The 17,641-nt window shown below is 62.2% G+C and carries 4 protein-coding genes and 1 pseudogene; 4 read left to right on the forward strand and 1 reads right to left on the reverse strand.

Translation table 11 applies throughout. The features are described 5' to 3' along the window. Nucleotides 1-2: 2 nt before the first annotated feature. Complete coding sequence (locus tag ASD07_RS07975) at nucleotides 3-3,170, forward strand: efflux RND transporter permease subunit (RefSeq protein ID WP_055927708.1); 3,168 nt, start codon at nucleotides 3-5, stop codon at nucleotides 3,168-3,170. Here ASD07_RS07975 and ASD07_RS07980 read toward each other — a convergent pair. Next, entirely contained in the window at nucleotides 3,130-3,987 is an 858-nt protein-coding gene (locus ASD07_RS07980) for a LysR family transcriptional regulator (protein WP_055927738.1), read from the reverse strand. The two genes, ASD07_RS07975 and ASD07_RS07980, sit on opposite strands and share 41 nt — an antisense overlap. Here ASD07_RS07980 and ASD07_RS31380 point away from each other — a divergent pair. From ASD07_RS31380 to ASD07_RS07995, 3 genes and pseudogenes are all read left to right on the forward strand, one after another. Then, nucleotides 3,949-4,714, forward strand: a pseudogene (locus tag ASD07_RS31380) (alkene reductase). The gene ASD07_RS07980 and the pseudogene ASD07_RS31380 sit on opposite strands and share 39 nt — an antisense overlap. A gap of 281 nt (nucleotides 4,715-4,995) precedes the next feature. Continuing rightward, on the forward strand, nucleotides 4,996-6,648 hold the full coding sequence (locus ASD07_RS07990; RefSeq protein WP_229207093.1) for a ShlB/FhaC/HecB family hemolysin secretion/activation protein: 1,653 nt from the start codon (nucleotides 4,996-4,998) through the stop codon (nucleotides 6,646-6,648). A gap of 5 nt (nucleotides 6,649-6,653) precedes the next feature. After that, nucleotides 6,654-17,641, forward strand: a 10,988-nt coding sequence (locus tag ASD07_RS07995) for a filamentous hemagglutinin N-terminal domain-containing protein (protein WP_055927711.1), incomplete at its 3' end; no start/stop codon positions are given.

Genomic DNA, 17,641 nt, shown 5'->3' on the forward strand with positions numbered 1-17,641 from the left:
CCATGTTAAGCAGAATTATCCAGGCTTGCATAGGCCACCGCTGGCTGGTCATGTTCGCGGTATTGGCCATGGCCGTGCTGGGCGCGCTGAATTACAAGAAGCTGCCGATTGACGCTGTGCCGGACATTACCAACGTCCAGGTGCAGATCAACACCGCTGCCGCCGGCTACTCGCCGCTGGAAGTGGAACAGCGCATCACCTTCCCGATCGAATCGCTGATGGCCGGCCTGCCGCGCCTCGAGCAGACCAGGTCTTTATCGCGCTATGGACTGTCGCAGATCACGGTCGTATTCAAGGATGGCACCGACATCCACTTCGCCCGCCAGTTGATCAGCCAGCGCATCCAGGACGCGCGCGGCCAGCTTCCAGTGGGCTTGACGCCGACCATGAGTCCCATTGCCACCGGTCTGTCCGAGATCTACCTGTGGACGGTGGATGCAGCGCCGGATGCGCGCAAGCCTGACGGCACACTTTACACGCCGACCGACCTGCGTGAAATCCAGGACTGGATCATCAAGCCGCAACTGCGCAATGTACCCGGCGTCACCGAGATCAACTCGATCGGCGGCTACGACAAGGAATACCTGGTCGCACCGACTCCCGCCAAACTGGCGTCGTATGGCCTGAACCTGTCGGACGTGGTGACGGCGCTGGAACGCAATAACGGCAACGTCGGCGCAGGCTATATCGAGAAAGAGGGCGAACAGTACCTGCTGCGCGCCCCGGGCCAGCTCAAGTCCGTGGCCGACATCGGCAATATCGTGGTCTCCACCATCGACGGCGTGGCCGTGCGCGTCGCCGACATTGCAACGGTGGGTGTTGGTGCGGAACTGCGCACCGGAGCCGCCACCCGCAACGGGCGCGAGGTGGTGCTCGGCACCGTCTTCATGCTGATCGGCGAAAACAGCCGCGCTGTGGCGCTTGCAGTCGACAAGAAGATGGTCGACATCAACCGCAGCCTGCCGGCCGGCGTTTCGGCCACGCCGGTGTACAACCGCACGGTGCTGGTCGAGAAAGCAATCGACACCGTCAAGCGCAACCTGCTGGAAGGCGCGGTGCTGGTGATCGGCGTGCTGTTCCTCTTTCTCGGCAACCTGCGCGCTGCGCTGATCACGGCGATGGTGATCCCGCTGTCGATGCTGTTTACCTTCACCGGCATGGTGGCCAACAACGTCAGCGCCAACCTGCTTAGCCTTGGTGCACTCGATTTCGGCATCATTGTCGATGGCGCCGTGGTGATCGTGGAGAACTGCGTACGACGCCTGGCGCATGCGCAGCAGCAGGCGGGGCGGACCCTGACGCGCGAAGAGCGCTTTGCGGAAGTCTTTGCCGCCGCCCACGAGGCGCGCAGGCCGCTGCTGTTTGGGCAGTTGATCATCATGATCGTGTACCTGCCGATCTTCGTGCTCTCCGGGATCGAAGGCAAGATGTTCCACCCGATGGCCTTCACCGTCGTCACGGCTTTGCTGGGTGCGATGCTGCTGTCGATAACCTTCGTGCCCGCTGCCGTGGCGCTATTCATGAACAAACCGGTGAGTGAGGAAGAAGGGCGCCTGATGCTGGCAGCCAAACGCCGCTACGGCGAACTGCTCGACTACGTGATGGCCAACCGCCCGGTCGTCTTTACCGCCGCCGGCCTGGTGCTTGCCCTGTCCGTGCTGCTGGCAACGCGCTTGGGCACCGAGTTCGTGCCCAACCTGAACGAAGGCGATTTCGCTGTGCTGACCGTGCGCATTCCCGGCACCGGCTTGGGACAATCGGTGCAGATGCAGCAGCAGATTGAAAAAACGCTGGTGGCGAAGTTCCCCGAAATTGCCAACGTCTTTGCCCGTACCGGTACGGCGGAAATCGCATCGGACCCTATGCCGCCAAGCATTTCGGACGGCTACATCATGCTCAAGCCGGAGAAGGAATGGCCGAAGCCGAAGCGCAGCCGCGAAGAACTGCTGGCGGCAATCCGCGCCACGCTGGAGCAACTGCCGGGCAACAGCTATGAATTCAGCCAGCCGATCCAGCTGCGCGTGAACGAACTGATTTCCGGCGTGCGCAGCGACGTAGCGGTCAAGGTATTCGGCGACGACCTTGACGTGCTGAACGCAAAAGCCACCGAAATCGGCGCGATCCTCAACAGGATTCCAGGCGCCTCCGGGGTCAAGGTCGAACAGACCAGCGGCCTGCCGATGCTGCAGATTCAGGTCGACCGCGAACGCGCCGCGCGTCTTGGGCTGAACATCGCCGAGGTGCAGGAGCTGATCGCCACTGCCACAGCCGGCCGCGAAGCCGGCGCCATGTTCGAAGGCGACCGCCGTTTCGACATCGTGGTGCGGCTGCCGGAAACGCTGCGCTCGGACATCGAACTGCTCAAGCGCCTGCCGGTGCCGTTGCCGAAGAAGGATGGCGCGCGGCCAGCTTACGTCACGCTGGCCGAAATCGCCAGCTTCGACACGGCGCCGGGCCCGAACCAGCTAAGCCGCGAGCAGGGCAAGCGCCGCGTGGTGGTCACGGTCAATATGCAGGACCGCGATATCGGCTCCTTCGTCGAAGAAGCGCAGCAAGCGATCCTGAAAGGCGTGAAGCTGCCGGCCGGCTACTGGCTGGCCTGGGGGGGGCAGTTTGAAAACCTGCAGAATGCCGCGCAACGCCTGAAGGTGGTGGTACCGGCATCGCTCGCGCTGGTGTTTGCGCTGCTGTTCCTAATGTTTAACAATGCACGCGATGGCGCGCTGGTGTTCACCGGCATTCCGTTTGCGCTGACAGGCGGCATTTTCGCACTCTGGATGCGCGGCATTCCGATGTCGATATCGGCAGCCGTCGGCTTTATCGCATTGTCCGGCGTCGCGGTGCTGAATGGGTTGGTGATGATTTCCTTCATCCGCAGCTTGCGCGAGCAGGGGCAGCCGCTGGCCGATGCGGTACGCAACGGCGCACTGGTGCGCTTGCGGCCCGTGTTGATGACGTCCCTGGTGGCATCGCTTGGATTCGTGCCGATGGCGATTGCCACCGGCACCGGCGCCGAAGTCCAGCGCCCGCTGGCGACTGTGGTGATTGGCGGCGTGCTGTCTTCCACTGCGCTGACGCTGCTGCTATTGCCCTTGCTGTACCGCCTGGCATACGTCCGCAAAGAGGAAGTCAGCCCTGCCGCGCCAGCCGCTCTCGCAGGAATTCAATAAAGCGCTGCGTCTTGGCCGGCACCAGCCGGGTCTCGGTCAGGGCGTACGCCGGCGTCGGTTTGCCATGCCATTGCGGCAGGACGCGTTGCAAGCGTCCTGCCGCAACATCGTCAGCAACGATTTCGTCCGGCAGCAGCAGGATCCCCATATCGAGCGTCGCCATGCGGCGTATCAGGCCAACACTGTTGATGGCGAAGCGGCTGCCGACAGTGACAGGCACGCTTTGCTCGCCATCGAGCAGGGTCCAGGTACTGGACTTCACCAATCCCAGGCAGGAATGTGGCGCGAGGCTGGCCGCTTCGGACGGTTCGCCATGTTGCGCAAGGTAGCCGGGCGAGGCGTACAGCTTCGGCGTCAGCAGGGCAAGCTGGCGCGCGATCAGTTGTGAGTCCGCCAATTCACCCATGCGTATCGCTATGTCATATGGTTCGCTGACCAGGTCCACGCGGCGCGGCGTCAAGTCCAGGTCGAAGGTGATGCCGGGGTACAGTTGCGCGAATTCCGCAATCAGGGGCGCAAGATAGGTCTGTGCAAAATCCACCGGCAGTGAGGCGCGTAGTACGCCGGTCGGCTGCGCCAGCATGCCGCCCAGTTGTTCATACGCCAGGCGCGCTTCGTCGACGATGCGCTTGCAGCGTTCGAAATAGATTTGTCCCGCTTCCGTCAATTCGATTTTGCGGGTCGTGCGATGCAGCAGCCGCAGGCCGATGGTCTTTTCGAGCGCGGCGATCCGGCGCGAAATCGTTGAATTCGGGATGCCCAGAACATCTCCGGCGCCGTGAGCAAACTGTTTGAAACCGTCCGCGTCGGCCGCTATACCCTGGCCAACCGCCTTGCCATAGGCCCAATGACGCGCAGCCGCGCACAGTTCGACGGCATGCCGGGCGAGCTCGCAGCGGAATACTATGCCCAGCGCGCCGACATGGGCCTGATCGTCACCGAGGGCACCCAGCCTTCGGAAGATGGCCAGGGTTATATGGCGACGCCCGGCATCCATACAGATGCCCACGCCGAGGGCTGGAAGAAGGTCGCGGATGCGGTGCACGCCAAAGGCGGCCGCCTGTTCATGCAGGATATTCGAGTGCCGCGCGCGCTCGGTACCGCCGAAGTACGACAGACAGTGGACGACTTCCGCATGGCCGCACGCCGTGCAATCGAAACCGGCGCCGACGGCGTGGAAATCCACGGTGCCAATGCCTACCTGGTGCAACAGTTCCTTGCGCCGAGCGCGAATGTCCGTGACGACGAGTACGGGCCTGGCCTACCTGCACATCATGCATCAGGGCGATGAAGCGCTGCTGGCAGATATCCGCAGGTTGTGGAAGGGCACCCTGGTGTTGAATCGCCCTGGCCGCCCGCGCGAACAGATCGGCGCCGACGTCGAAGCCGGCCTGGCGGAGGTGGAGGCGTACGGCCAGATGGTACTTGCGAATCCGGACTTCGTTACCCGCCTCAAAACCAATGCGTCAATTAACCCTGCCGACCGCAGCACTTTCTTCGGCGGCAACGCTACAGGGTACACCGACTATTCAACTCTGGATTAAGGAAAGCAGGCAGCGATGCCAGTATTTCAAAAGTAGAGTGATTCCTCAAATTAAACACAAGTCATTGATTTTGAGCGACTTGCGTTTTCCCCATAGGGATAGGAGAGATTTTAACTGGATTAATTCTCTCCAATTGTCACAAACTCCTATCTAATTGCCATATACCCTTCACCAAATAATAAATATATATAAGCGAAACATCTCGTTACGAAGGATACACAGCTATACTTCCGGGCTGAAAAAATTCCCGTGAGAAATAGATGTTGTGCAAGAGGATAGGATTGGCCGCGCAGCTTGCGCTCGGCCTTGGCGCAGCTTTGCCTGCGCTGGCGCAGGTCGATCCTGCATTGGCAAACCAGGAACTGCAACGCCAGGAACAGCGTGAGCGCGAACGCGCACGCCAGGACGAGGCCAAGGCGGACGTGCGTCTGCAGCGCGAAGTTAAGGCTACGCAGGCGGTCTGGCCGGAAAACGAATCGCCTTGCTTCCCGATCCGCCGTGTGTTCCTGGAGGGCGAGCTGGCTGGCCAATTCCAATGGGCGCTGAAAGCGGCGGACGGCGCTCTTGGCCGATGCCTTGGCAGTGCCGGCATCAACGTCCTGGTGGGCGAAGTCCAGAACGCGCTGGTGGCGCAGGGCTACGTGACCGCCCGCGTGCTGGCAGCCCCGCAGGATTTGCTGAGTAGTGAGCTGCACCTGAAACTTGTGCCTGGGCGCATTCGCGCGTTGCGTTATCCGGAACAGACGCCGGCGTTCGACAACGCGTTGCCGCTGGCGGCTGGCCAGTTGCTGAACCTGCGCGACATCGAGCAAGGCCTGGAGAACCTGAAACGCGTACCGGGTGCGCAGGCCGACTTTGAAATCGTGCCTGGCGAGCGGCCCGGCGAAAGCGACCTGCAGGTGAAATGGAAGGGCGGCCGAGCCTATCGTTTCAGCGCATCGGTGGATGATAGCGGCAGCCGTTCGACCGGCACCTACCAGGGCGGTCTCACGCTATCGGTCGACAATCCCTTCGGCCTGCAAGACCTGTTCTACTTCACCCTCAACCGCAACGTCCCTGGCGACAGCCCTGGCGGCGAATACGGCACCAGCGGCTATGCCCTGCATTACTCGGTGCCGTTCGAATACTGGCTGCTTTCGCTGCAACTGAACGACTACCGTTACCGCCAGACCGTAGCAGGCGCCTTCCACGACTACATCTATCGCGGCACCAGCAACACCGCCGAATTGAAGGTTTCGCGCCTTGTATATCGCGATGCCACGCGCAAGACAACGCTGTCGCTGCGGACCTACCAGCGCGGCAGCCGCAACTACATCGACGACATGGAAGTGGAAGTGCAGCGCCGCCGCATGGCCGGTTTCGTGGCCGGCATCGCGCACAAGGAATTTATCGGCCCCGCCACCCTGGACAGCAACCTGACCTGGAAGCTGGGCACCAGCTCCTACGGCAGCCTGCCGGCACAGGAAGAAGCCTTCGATGAGGGCACGGCGCGCCCGCGCATTTTCAATGCCGACGTCACGCTGAACTGGCCGTTGACGAAATCCCTGTCGTACCAGGCCGCATGGCGTCGCCAGTGGAACCGCACCAAGCTGATTCCGCAGGACCGCTTTTCCATCGGCGGCCGCTACACCGTACGCGGCTTCGACGGCGAGGCCAGCCTGTCTGCCGAGCGTGGCTGGCTGCTGCGCAATGACCTGAACTGGACCATCCCCGAGAGCCGGCACCAGCTCTACTTCGCGCTGGACCACGGCGTCGTATCCGGCCCGTCCGCATCACTGCTGCGCGGCACCCGCCTGACCGGTGCTGCGCTGGGCTGGCGCGGCCAGTTCGGCGGCCTGAGTACCGACTTCTTCGCGGGTAAGCCGGTGAGCAAGCCGCACGCCTTCCGCACCGCCAGCGTTGCCACTGGCTTCAACTTGAACTACGAATTCTGAGCATCATGAACAAACTTCGCTACCGTATCGTTTTCAACAAAGCACGTGGCATGCTGATGGCAGTGGGAGAGAGCGCCCGCAGCTGCGGCAAAGGCGCCGGACAGACCGATGCACTCGATAGCTCGGCACCGGCCGCTATCGTTCATCCCGCATTGCGCCGATTGACCTTGCTGTTCGGCGCGGCCTTTGGCGGATTCCTCTGGGCCAGCCATGTGCAGGCGCAGATCATTGCCGATCCAAAGGCGCCAAGCCAGAACCAGGCCATCGTGCTGAAGGCGGCCAACGGCGTGCCGCAGGTGAATGTGCGTGGGCCAAGTGCGGCCGGGGTGTCGCGCAACGTCTATTCGCAATTCGACGTGGCAAAGGGTGGAGCGATCCTCAACAACTCGCGCTCGAATGTGCAGACCGAATTGGGCGGTTGGGTCGAGGCGAACCCATGGCTGAAAGCGGGCGCCGCGAAGGTGATCCTGAATGAGGTCAACTCCAATAACCCTAGTGCACTGCGCGGCTACATCGAAGTGGCGGGCCAGAAGGCGGAGGTGGTCATTGCCAACCCGTCCGGTATTTCGGTGGATGGCGGCGGCTTTATCAACGTGAGCCGCGCGACGCTGACAACCGGTTCGCCGTTCATGACGGATGGCAGGCTGGCAGGCTACGACGTGCAGCGCGGCCAGATCGTGATCGACGGCGCCGGCCTGGATGCGAGCAAGACCGACTACACGGCTTTGATCAGCCGTTCGCTGGTGCTGAATGCCGCCGTGTGGGCGCAGCGCCTGAACGTGGTTACTGGCGTGAACAAGGTGGCAGAAGCCGAATCGCCAACGGTGACCGAGGTTGGTAAAGCAAGCGATGGCGCGCCGCAATTCGCCATCGATGCTTCGCGCCTGGGCGGCATGTACGCAAACCAGATTTTCCTGGTCGGTACCGAGGCGGGTGTCGGCGTGCGCAATGCCGGCGAGATCGGTGCGGCGGCGGGGCAGCTGGTCGTCACTTCCGAGGGGCGCCTGGAGAATACCGGTACGCTGGCGGCCTCCAAGGGCATGCAGGTAACCGTGCGGGATGCGGTCGAGAACAAAGGCAAGATGCAGGCAGGTGAAGACCTGGCGCTCAAATCGGCTTCCGTGGCCAATGGCGGCAGCATGAACGCTGGCGGGCAATTGCGTGCAGCGGTCACTGGCGATTTCGATAACCGTGGCGGCTCGGTCGAGGCGCGGCGCATTGAGTTGGGCAGCGCCAATGGCGCCTTGCTGAACGCAGGCGGGAAGATCGTACAAGGCGGTTCGTCTGCGCTGAACCTCAACGTTGGCAGCACCAATAACGCGGATGGTGTGTTGGGACAGGCCGTAGCCAGCGCCACCGATGGCGGTACGGGCGCCACGGGCGGCACGAGCGGCAGCGTTGACGCGGGCGCCGGCACCGGCACCACGGACTCCGGCAGCACGGGCGGAACGGGTGCAGGCAATGGCGCCAGTGGCGGCACCGCCGTCCCAGCGCTGCCAGCGGGCGAACTCAAATTCGCCACGATGGACAACCAGCACGGCCTGGTCACCGCCACCGGCGGCATCAACCTGGACACGACCGTGTTGAGCAACCAGCGCGGCCAAGCCAACCTGCGCGCGCTGAAAGTAGACGGCGGCGCCTTGGATAACAGCCAGGGCCAGATCGGCGTGCAGCAAGACGCGACGCTGCAGCTCTCGAACCTGAATAACCAGACCGGCCGCCTGCTGACCGGCGGCGCCTTCAACGCCACGCTCGGCGAATTCGACAATAGCAGCGGCCTGCTGCAAGCAAACAAACTGTCCATCGACGTCGCCCGCTACCTGAACAACGACAGCGGCACCATGCTCCAGCTTGGCGCCAGCGACGCGAGCATCAACGTCGGCGGCAAGCTCCAGCAAGCGAGCGGCAAGCTGGAAACCGCAGGAAACCTGAACCTGCGCGCCGGTGAAATTTCCGGCGCCGGCAGCAAATTGAACGTCGGCGGCAACCTCGCCCTGAATAGCGGCACCACCAGCAGCGAGCAAGGCGACTGGCGCATCGGCGGCAACGCGCAATTTGAAACCGGCACGCTGACCAACACTTCCGGCGCCATCGCCGCTGCTGGCGACCTGTCGCTGAAAGCATCGACGCTCGCCAACCAGCACGGCCAGATTTCCACAGGCGGCCAGGCATCCTTGCAAGTGTCCGGCGATTTGGACAACACGACCGGCCAGCTGCAAGCCAACAAAGGCTTGTCCCTGGAAGCGGGAGGCGCCGTACGCAATCAGGACGGCTCCATCGAAACTCTGGGCAGTCAAAGCGGCCTCGCAGTGCAGGCCGCAGCAATCGACAACACCGCGGGCCGCATCGTCAACGCAGGCAGCGGCCCGCTTGCCTTGAAGGCCGCGACGATCAGCAATAGCGGACAAATCGGCGGCAACGGCGCCATGAATATCGACGCCTCCACGCTGACGAACACCCAGCAAGGCCGAATCACCGCCACCGGCGACCTCAATATGAACGTCGCCTCGCTGCTGAAAAACGTAGGCAGCATCAGCAACGGCGGCAGCTTCACTATGTCGCAGGCCCAGTCCGCGCTGCTGAACTCCGGCGCGATCCTTGCAAAAGGCCCCCTGAAGATCGAGAACAGCTCGATCGACAACCGCAACGGCACGATCGCCACCGCTGAAGGCAGCACCAGCCGCATCGACATCACCTCCGGTTCGCTGAAGAACGACACCGGCACCATTCGCGCCGACGGCAGCGCATCGGCGCACATCGCTGGCGACACCAGCAACGCCGGCGGCTACCTCGGCTCCGGCGGTACGCTGGACCTGCGTGCCGCAGCCGGCATCAACAACGACGCCGGACGCATTGAAAGCCGCGATGAACTGGCGCTGGCAGGCGATACGGTGACCAACCGCGCAGGCAGCATTGTTTCCACCGGCACCGGCCAATCTTCGCTCACGGTGAATCGCTACATCGCCAACAATGGCTTGATCGGCAGCAACGGCGCACTGGCCGTCAGCGCCGAAAGCCTGACCAACGGCACTGGCGGCATTGTCACCGCCATGTCCGACCTGGACTTGAGGGTGCGCTCGGAACTGAATAACCTTGATGGCCAGATCAGCACCCAGGGCAAACTCAATTTCGACCAGCAGGGCGCATCCCTGCGCAATAGCGGCTCCATCACCGCAAAAGACGCAGCAACCCTGAACGCCCGCGAACTTGACAACCGCGACGGCCGGATCATCACCGCCAGCGGCTCCGGCATTTCCGCCAACGTCGGCAAGCTGGATAACCGCAGCGGCATTATCAGCTCCGGCGCCGACGCAACGGTCACCGTCGGCGGAACGGTCGACAACAGCAGCGGCGAGATCCAGGCCGCGCGCGACCTGCAATTGGGCGCAGGCGGCGCCATGAACAACACCGGCGGCCTGCTTCAGGCAACCGGCGCAGGCAGCACCATGCACCTGGGCGCCACATCGATCGACAACACGACCGGCCGCATCGTCAACGTCGGCAGCGGCACTACCAGCGTCGCAGCAACGGCGCACATTGAAAACAGCGGCCAGATCGCAGGCAATGGAAAACTGGACCTGTCCGCCGCATCCCTGCGCAACCAGTCGCAAGGTACTGTCAGCGCAGGCGGCGACATGTCGCTCGCCGTGCAATCCTCGCTGGACAACGCTGGTACCGTCAGCAGTGCCGGAACCTTGCAAACGAATCAAGCCGGCCTGGCGCTGCGCAATAGCGGCACCATGGTCGCCGCGGGCACTATCGACCTGACCGCAGCAAGCATCAACAATGATGGCGGCAAACTCGCCACGGCACAAGGCTCCAACGCCAGCGTGCAGCTCAACGCCCAAAGTGTCAGCAACAAGAGCGGCACCATCATGTCCGATAACAAAGCGGACCTGCACGCCAGCGGGGATGTCGACAACAGCGGTGGCCTGCTGCAAGCGCGCACGGACCTGCAGGTTGAAGCCGGCGGCACCGTAAAGAACGACGGAGGCAATATCGAGTCTGTCTCCGCCGCCAGTACCCTGCACCTGAATGCAGGCGATCTGGCCAACGGCACCGGACGCGTCGTCAACGTAGGCACTGGCGCCACGACCGTGGCCGCCGTGCTCGGCATCACCAGCAACGGCACAATCGCAGGCAACGGCGCGCTGGAAATTGCCGCCGCCTCGCTGGAAAACAAAGCCAACGGCACAATCGCTTCCGCGCAAGGCATGACAGCCACCGTGAGCGGTTCGCTGACCAATGCCGGCGCCATCAACAGCGGCGGCACCCTGCAAGTCAACGCCAATGGAGCCTCGGTCAGCAACAGCAAGTTGATCGTCTCGCAAGGCGAAATGACCCTGCACGCAGGAGATTTGAATAACGACGGCGGCCAATTAGCCACCGCCAAAGGCTCCGGCGCGGCAATGACCATCGGCGCCAACTCGGTCAGCAACCGCAGCGGCGTGATCATGTCCGATGCAGCGGCGACGATCGATAGCGCGGGCAAGCTTGATAATACCCAAGGCACCGTGCAATCCGCCGGCTCGCTGGACATCGGCACCGCAGGCGCAATGAGCAACAGCGACGGCGTCGTGGAAGCGCTGGCCCCGAACGCCACGCTCGACCTGCACGCCGGCTCGCTGGCAAACGGCACCGGCCGCATCGTCAACGTCGGCACCAACGCCACAACGGTGAACGTCGACACCACCCTGGATAACGCCGGCCTGATCGCCGGTAATGGCAACCTCGCCATGTCCGCAGCCGACCTGGTCAACCGCACTGGCGGCAGCATCGCCGCATCCGGTGGAAAGCTGGACCTGGCCATTGACCACAGCATGGACAATGCAGGTGCAATGAGCAGCCGCACCGCGTTCACGCTGAACGCAGCCGGTAAGGCAGTAAGCAATAGCGGCCAGCTTGTCAGCGGCACCGATGCAACCGTTGCGACGGGCGCTTTCAATAACGATGGCGGCCAACTGGTGACGGTCAAAGATGGCGGCGGCAACCTGCGCCTGGACGCGGACAGTATCAGCAACACCAGCGGCGCCATCGTTGCCGACGGCATCGCAAGCATCACTTCGCGCAGCACCCTGGCCAACCAGGGCGGCGTCATCGAAACCTCGGCAGCGAACGGCACGCTGGATATCACTTCCAACAGCATCGACAACGGTACCGGCCGTATCGTCAACGTGGGCACAGGCGCAACCAACCTGAGCGCAAACGGTGCAGTGACCAGCAACGGCCAGATCGCAGGCAACGGCGTAGTCAACGTGATCGCGGCCACGCTGGACAACGCTAGTGGTGGCAGCATCTCCTCCGGCGGCAGCCTGAATTTCGGCGTCCGCCAGTCCTTGAGCAGCGCCGGAAAAATCAGCAGTGGCGGCACACTGACCTTCGAACAGGCAGCTGCGCAGTTCAGCAACAGCGGCCAGATGGCTGCGGCAGGTGCGATCAACATCCACGCCGCCCAAATCAAGAACGACGGCGGCCAAATCGCAACTGCCACCGCAGGCGGCGCAAACATCACGCTGGACAGCGCGGGCACCATGAGCAACCGCAGTGGCGCCATTGCAGCGGCAGGCAACGCAAGCGTTGTTTCGGCAGCAGGCTTCGATAACACCCAGGGCCAGGTGCAGGCGGCCGGCAACCTGACGGTCACCACTGGCGGCGCCCTGACCAACAACAGCGGCGCGCTGGAAGCATTGGGCGCTGGGTCCAAGCTGGACGTGCAGGCCAATTCGATCAGCAGCCTCGCAGGCCGCATGGTCAACGCGGGCACGGCGCGCACCAGCATCACCAGCGCGAGCAGCATCATCAACAGCGGCACCATGGCCGGCAATGGCGCACTGGTCTTGAATGCGCAGACTGTGCAGAACCAGGCCGGTGGCGTGATCTCCGCCGGAACGACGCTGGACCTGGCTGTGCGTCAGCAGCTCGACAACCAGGGCGGCACCATCAGCAGCACCGGCGCGCTCACGTTCAACCAGGCAGGGGCCTCGTTCGCGAACAGCGGCCGCATGGGTTCGGGCGGCGAAATGAGCATCATCGCGTCCAGTATCGCCAACAATGGCGGCCAGCTTTACACGGTGAGCGGCTCCAGTCGCGGCATTACGCTGCAAGCCGGCGGCCTGTCCAACCTTGGCGGTGCCGTTTCAGTTGACGGCCAACTACTTGCAACGATTGGCGGCGCGGTGAGCAACAATGGCGGTACGCTGCACGCCGGCGGCGACCTGAATCTGAATGTCGCCAGCGCCCTGAATAACGGCAGCGGCACCATTGAAGCTGCCGGTCCGGCATCCAGGCTCACGGTCAACGCCCAATCGGTCAACAGCAACGGCCGCATCGTCAACGCAGGCAGCGGCAACACCAGCGTCACCAGCGCCACCGGCATCACCAATAGCGGCACAATCGCAGGCAACGGCGCACTGGAGCTCCACGCCAACACGCTGCAGAACCAGGCAGGCGGCCAGCTCAGTTCCGGTGCAGCCATGCTGCTGGACGTGAACCAGCAACTCGATAACCAAGGCACTATCGGCAGCAGCGGCACGCTGACCTTCGACGAAGCAGCGGCGAGCTTCAGCAATAGCGGCCAGGTCGCCGTAAAGGGCAGGGCGCTGATCGACGCATCTTCCTTCACCAACAGCGGCCAGGTCTCCACCGTTGATGGGTACGGGGCCGAACTGACAATCAACACCAACAGTTTCACCAACAGCGGCCAGCTCGTGGCAGACGGCAAGGCCACACTCTCCGTTGGCGGCATGGCAAACAATGCCGGCGGCATCGTGCAAGCCGGCACCGACCTGCAGCTGACATCCGGCAGCGCCTTGCAAAACAATGGCGGCGTTATCGAAGCAGTCGGCGCAGGCAGCACCCTGGCCATCAACAGCGAATCCATCGACAACGGCACCGGCCGCATTGCCAATAAAGGCAACGGCGCCACCAGCCTCCTGAGCCGCGGCGCAATCACCAATCACGGCACCATCGCCGGCATGGGCAATCTGCTGTTATCCGGCACCACGCTATGGAACGGCGTTTCGGGCACTATCGCTTCCGGCCAGGGCATGGACCTGGGAATCAACCAGCAACTGACCAACCAGGGCAAGGTAAACAGCGGCGGCACGCTGACCTTCAAGCAAGCCGGCGCTGGCTTCGTCAACAGCGGCCAGGTGCTCTCCGGCGGCAACGCTTACATCTCCGCGCAATACGTGAACAACGACGGCGGCAGCCTTGGCACCGCAGGAGGTTCCCACGCCGACCTGACGCTGAACACCCCGCAATTGAGCAACGCCGGCGGCCGCATTGCCACCGACCGCGACTTGTTCGTATCGGCCGGCGCGGTCGGCGCATTGGGTGAAATCTTCGGTGGCCGCGACCTCGCGATGAGCATGAACGGCGACTTCGTTCAAGCCGCCGGCGCCCAGCAAGTCCACGCGAACCGCGACTTGAGCCTGACTGTTACCGGCAACATCACCAATAACGGCACTCTTGGCGCGGAAGGCACGTTGACCCTGAGCGGCAACCAGGTAACCAACCACGCCGGCGCCGTGATCGAAGGCGGCGCAGTCGCCATCCGCGCGTCGGGCGACCTGGCCAATGCCGGCGAGATCAACGGCGAAAGTGCGCTCGACCTGGTCGCCGCCAACATCAGCAACACCAGCGGCATTGTCGGCGGCAACGTCACTGTTCGTACCAGCAACCTCAATAACACCGGCGCCAGCGCCTTGATCGGCTCCACTGGCAATATGGCGCTCGGTGTGGATGGAACGCTGAACAACCTTCAGGGCGGCACGCTGTACAGCTCCGGAAGTATGTTTATTGGCGCTACCAACGGCGGCTTGAGTGCGCAAGTGAATAACGTTTCGTCCACTATCGAGGCGAGCAGCAATTTGGACGTGAATACGGTCACGTTGCAGAATATTCGAGATAACGCATCGATTGTCCAGGTTACCGGAACGGAAACGGTGAATATGGCAATGCCGTCCTGGTATAGACCTGGTGGAAACCCCAACGCCTACGATCCTGGTTCCAGTAACTACACGCCATGGGAGGTTTATTTCGTTAATCCGGCAGACATTCTGGAATCGGAAAAACGTATCACGCCTGACGGTTATGAGATTACCCGAGCGGTGATACGCACCCATGCCAACGACTCAGCGTTCTTCAGTGCCCTCAGTGGTTACTTTGCTAAATGGGGTTCCCGTAGCCGCATTCCAACGAGCGATGGCGTAAGGGTCATTTATTACTACGAAAGCCGTACTGCGACCAATCCTGACCAAGGTGGCGCCGCGAAGGATGCATATCAGCTGCCAGACAGCCGTCAGGTTGAGTGGAATACGCCGGAGTATAACTTCTCCAGTGCATATGGCAGCTGTAGCACGAACTGCCTCCGTATCGTGACCCAGCCGGCATATGACGATCCGGAACATACCATCCTGCGACATACGGAAAGGCATACTGGCACGCAGACTTCCGATCAACTGGAAGAAAAGCGTGTGGCAAACCACACTGTCGTCGAGGACCAGGTCTCCCCGAGCGCTGGCAAAGCTGGCCAGATCCTCTCCGGCGGAAATATGCGCTTGACGGTCACCAATACACTGGACAACACCCTTAGCGAGATTAAAGCCCTTGGCACATTGGACGTAGCCGGCAGGCCCGTTATTGTCAACGACGGGACAAAACTGCTTAGGAGGCACAGTTTCAGCGGTACGTTCACGACGTATACCGGCCGTTACACTGCAGCCTGGAGCAATCGCGATATCAACCACGAAATTGGCGCGATGAGCGGAACGATGTTGGGTGAGCAGGGTGTGTTCATCAGCGCTCGCAGCTTCCGCAATGTGGACCGTAGCGCTGGTACAGTAGGCAATTTCCGCGACTCCGTCGATGTGATCGGGAGCGGCGCAAATAGCGCCGCCAGCGGCGGTGCGCATGCCAGCGCTGGCGGTGGAAATGGTGGCGGCGCGGGCGCCAACGTGTCCGGCAGCGCAGCTGGCGCATATGCCAACCTGGCAAGTCGGCTTGGGTCCAGCGGAGCGGGCGCCAACCTTGGCAGCGCAGGCCAGGCGGGCAACAGCGGCACTGCCAACCAACTACTGGCGGGCAGCACTGCGTCAGGTAGCGGCACCGGCAACGGGCTCGATACCGTGGAAGGAACGCAATTGGCCGGCCCGACGCATCAAGGTGCGTTGCACGGAGGTGTCTTCAACCAAGCCCGAAACAGCACGCTAGGCGACGTCAACTCCGCCGCAGGAAGCGCGTCGGGCCGGTCTGCAACCGCAGTGCGGGGCGACAGCATCAATGGAGTTAAGAAAATCTCTCCTGGCGGCCTGTTCCTGCGCAACCCGGACCCGAAAGGCGAATACCTGTTCGAGACGCGCCCACAATTTGCAAAGCAGGACCAATGGACCAGTAGTGACTTCCTTCTCGACAAGCTGGCCGTCGACCATGCCACCACCCAGAAGCGTCTGGGCGACGGGTTCTACGAACAGCGTCTAGTGCGCGAACAACTGTCCGAGCTTACCGGCCGGGCACCGAGTGCCCGTCCAGGAGACGACGCGCTGTACAAGAAAATGCTGAACAGCGCAGCCAGCTTCGCCCAGGAGTTTGGCCTGCGTCCGGGCATTTCGCTCAGCCCTGAGCAAGTCAGCCATCTGACCAGCGATATCGTCTGGCTTGAAAGCGAGACTGTGCAACTGCCCGATGGATCCATCGAGACTGTGCTGGTGCCCAAGGTCTACCTGGCGCACTTCAATGCCAACGCAGTCAGGCCAACCGGTGCGCTGGTCACCGGCGCCTCCGTGGTGATCGACGTCAGCGAAACCATCATGAACCAGGGCGGCGTGATCGATAGCGGCAACGGCCGCACGATCCTGCTGGCCGGCGAAGACATCATCAACCGCGGTGGCACCATCACGGGTGGAAACGTCGCCCTGCAAGCCGGACGCGATATAAAGAACGAAACTCTGACCGTGGACAGCAAGTGGTCGTCCAATGTGAACGGCGGCAGTTTCACGATGCTCTCCAACCAGGCGATGATTAGCGCCACCGGGGGCTTGATCATGGACGCCGGTCGTAATGTTTCCGACCTGGCAGGCACGATTAACGCAGGCAGCGCCTCGATCTTCGCTGGCGATAGCATAACCTTCGATACGGTGAAAACCGGCAGCACGTACCATGCCCTGATCGGTGGCAATACTGAGAACAACAGCGCAGTTTACAACCAGGTTAGTCGAGTCAATGTCGGCGGTGACTTATTGATGGCCGCTACGGGCAACTTGAACCTGACCGGGATCCAGTTGGCGATCGGAACTAGCGGCTCCGGCGCAGGCAAGTTGAGTGCAGGCGGTGCCGTGAACATCAACGCCGTGGTTGACGAGGTCAAGACCAGCCTGCAGGATGACAAGAACAAGAAGAACTGGGGCAAGGATATCCACGAGAACCAATCGGTCGTCGGAGCTCGCGTGGCCTCCACTGGCGACCTGCTGGTCAGCGCAGGTATCAACCAAAGCAGTGACCTGAACATGAAGGGCAGCTTGCTTGCCGCTGGTGGCACTTTGACACTGAAGGCAAGCAAGGATCTGAATATCGGCAGCGTCGCCGAGACTCACTTATCCGACGTGGAGAACCACAGCAAGTCGGGCAACAAGGTGAAAAAGAGCAGTAGCGACATCACCGAGTACAACGCAAGTACACTGGCAATCGGCAGCAGCATCAAAGGCGGCAATGTGGTTGCCACCAGCGGCGGCGATACCCTGATCAAGGGCAGCACCGTGCTGGCCGATAAAGACCTCAGCATCGACGCCAAAGGTGGCCTGAAGATCGTCAGCGCCGAGGAAACCAGCAAAACATCGAGCACCAGGCAGGAGAAAAAGTCCGGCATCAGCGTCCACTATTCGGCCGGCAACCTGAGTGCCGGCTACGGCAAGTCCAAAGCCTCCTCGCAAAGCTCGGAAGAAACGGTCACGCAGCTGGCTTCCAGCATCGGTTCGCTGGACGGCAGCGTTAAGCT

Origin of the sequence: Duganella sp. Root336D2, assembly GCF_001425005.1 — a bacterium.
In the GTDB taxonomy this organism is placed as follows: Bacteria; Pseudomonadota; Gammaproteobacteria; order Burkholderiales; family Burkholderiaceae_D; genus Rugamonas.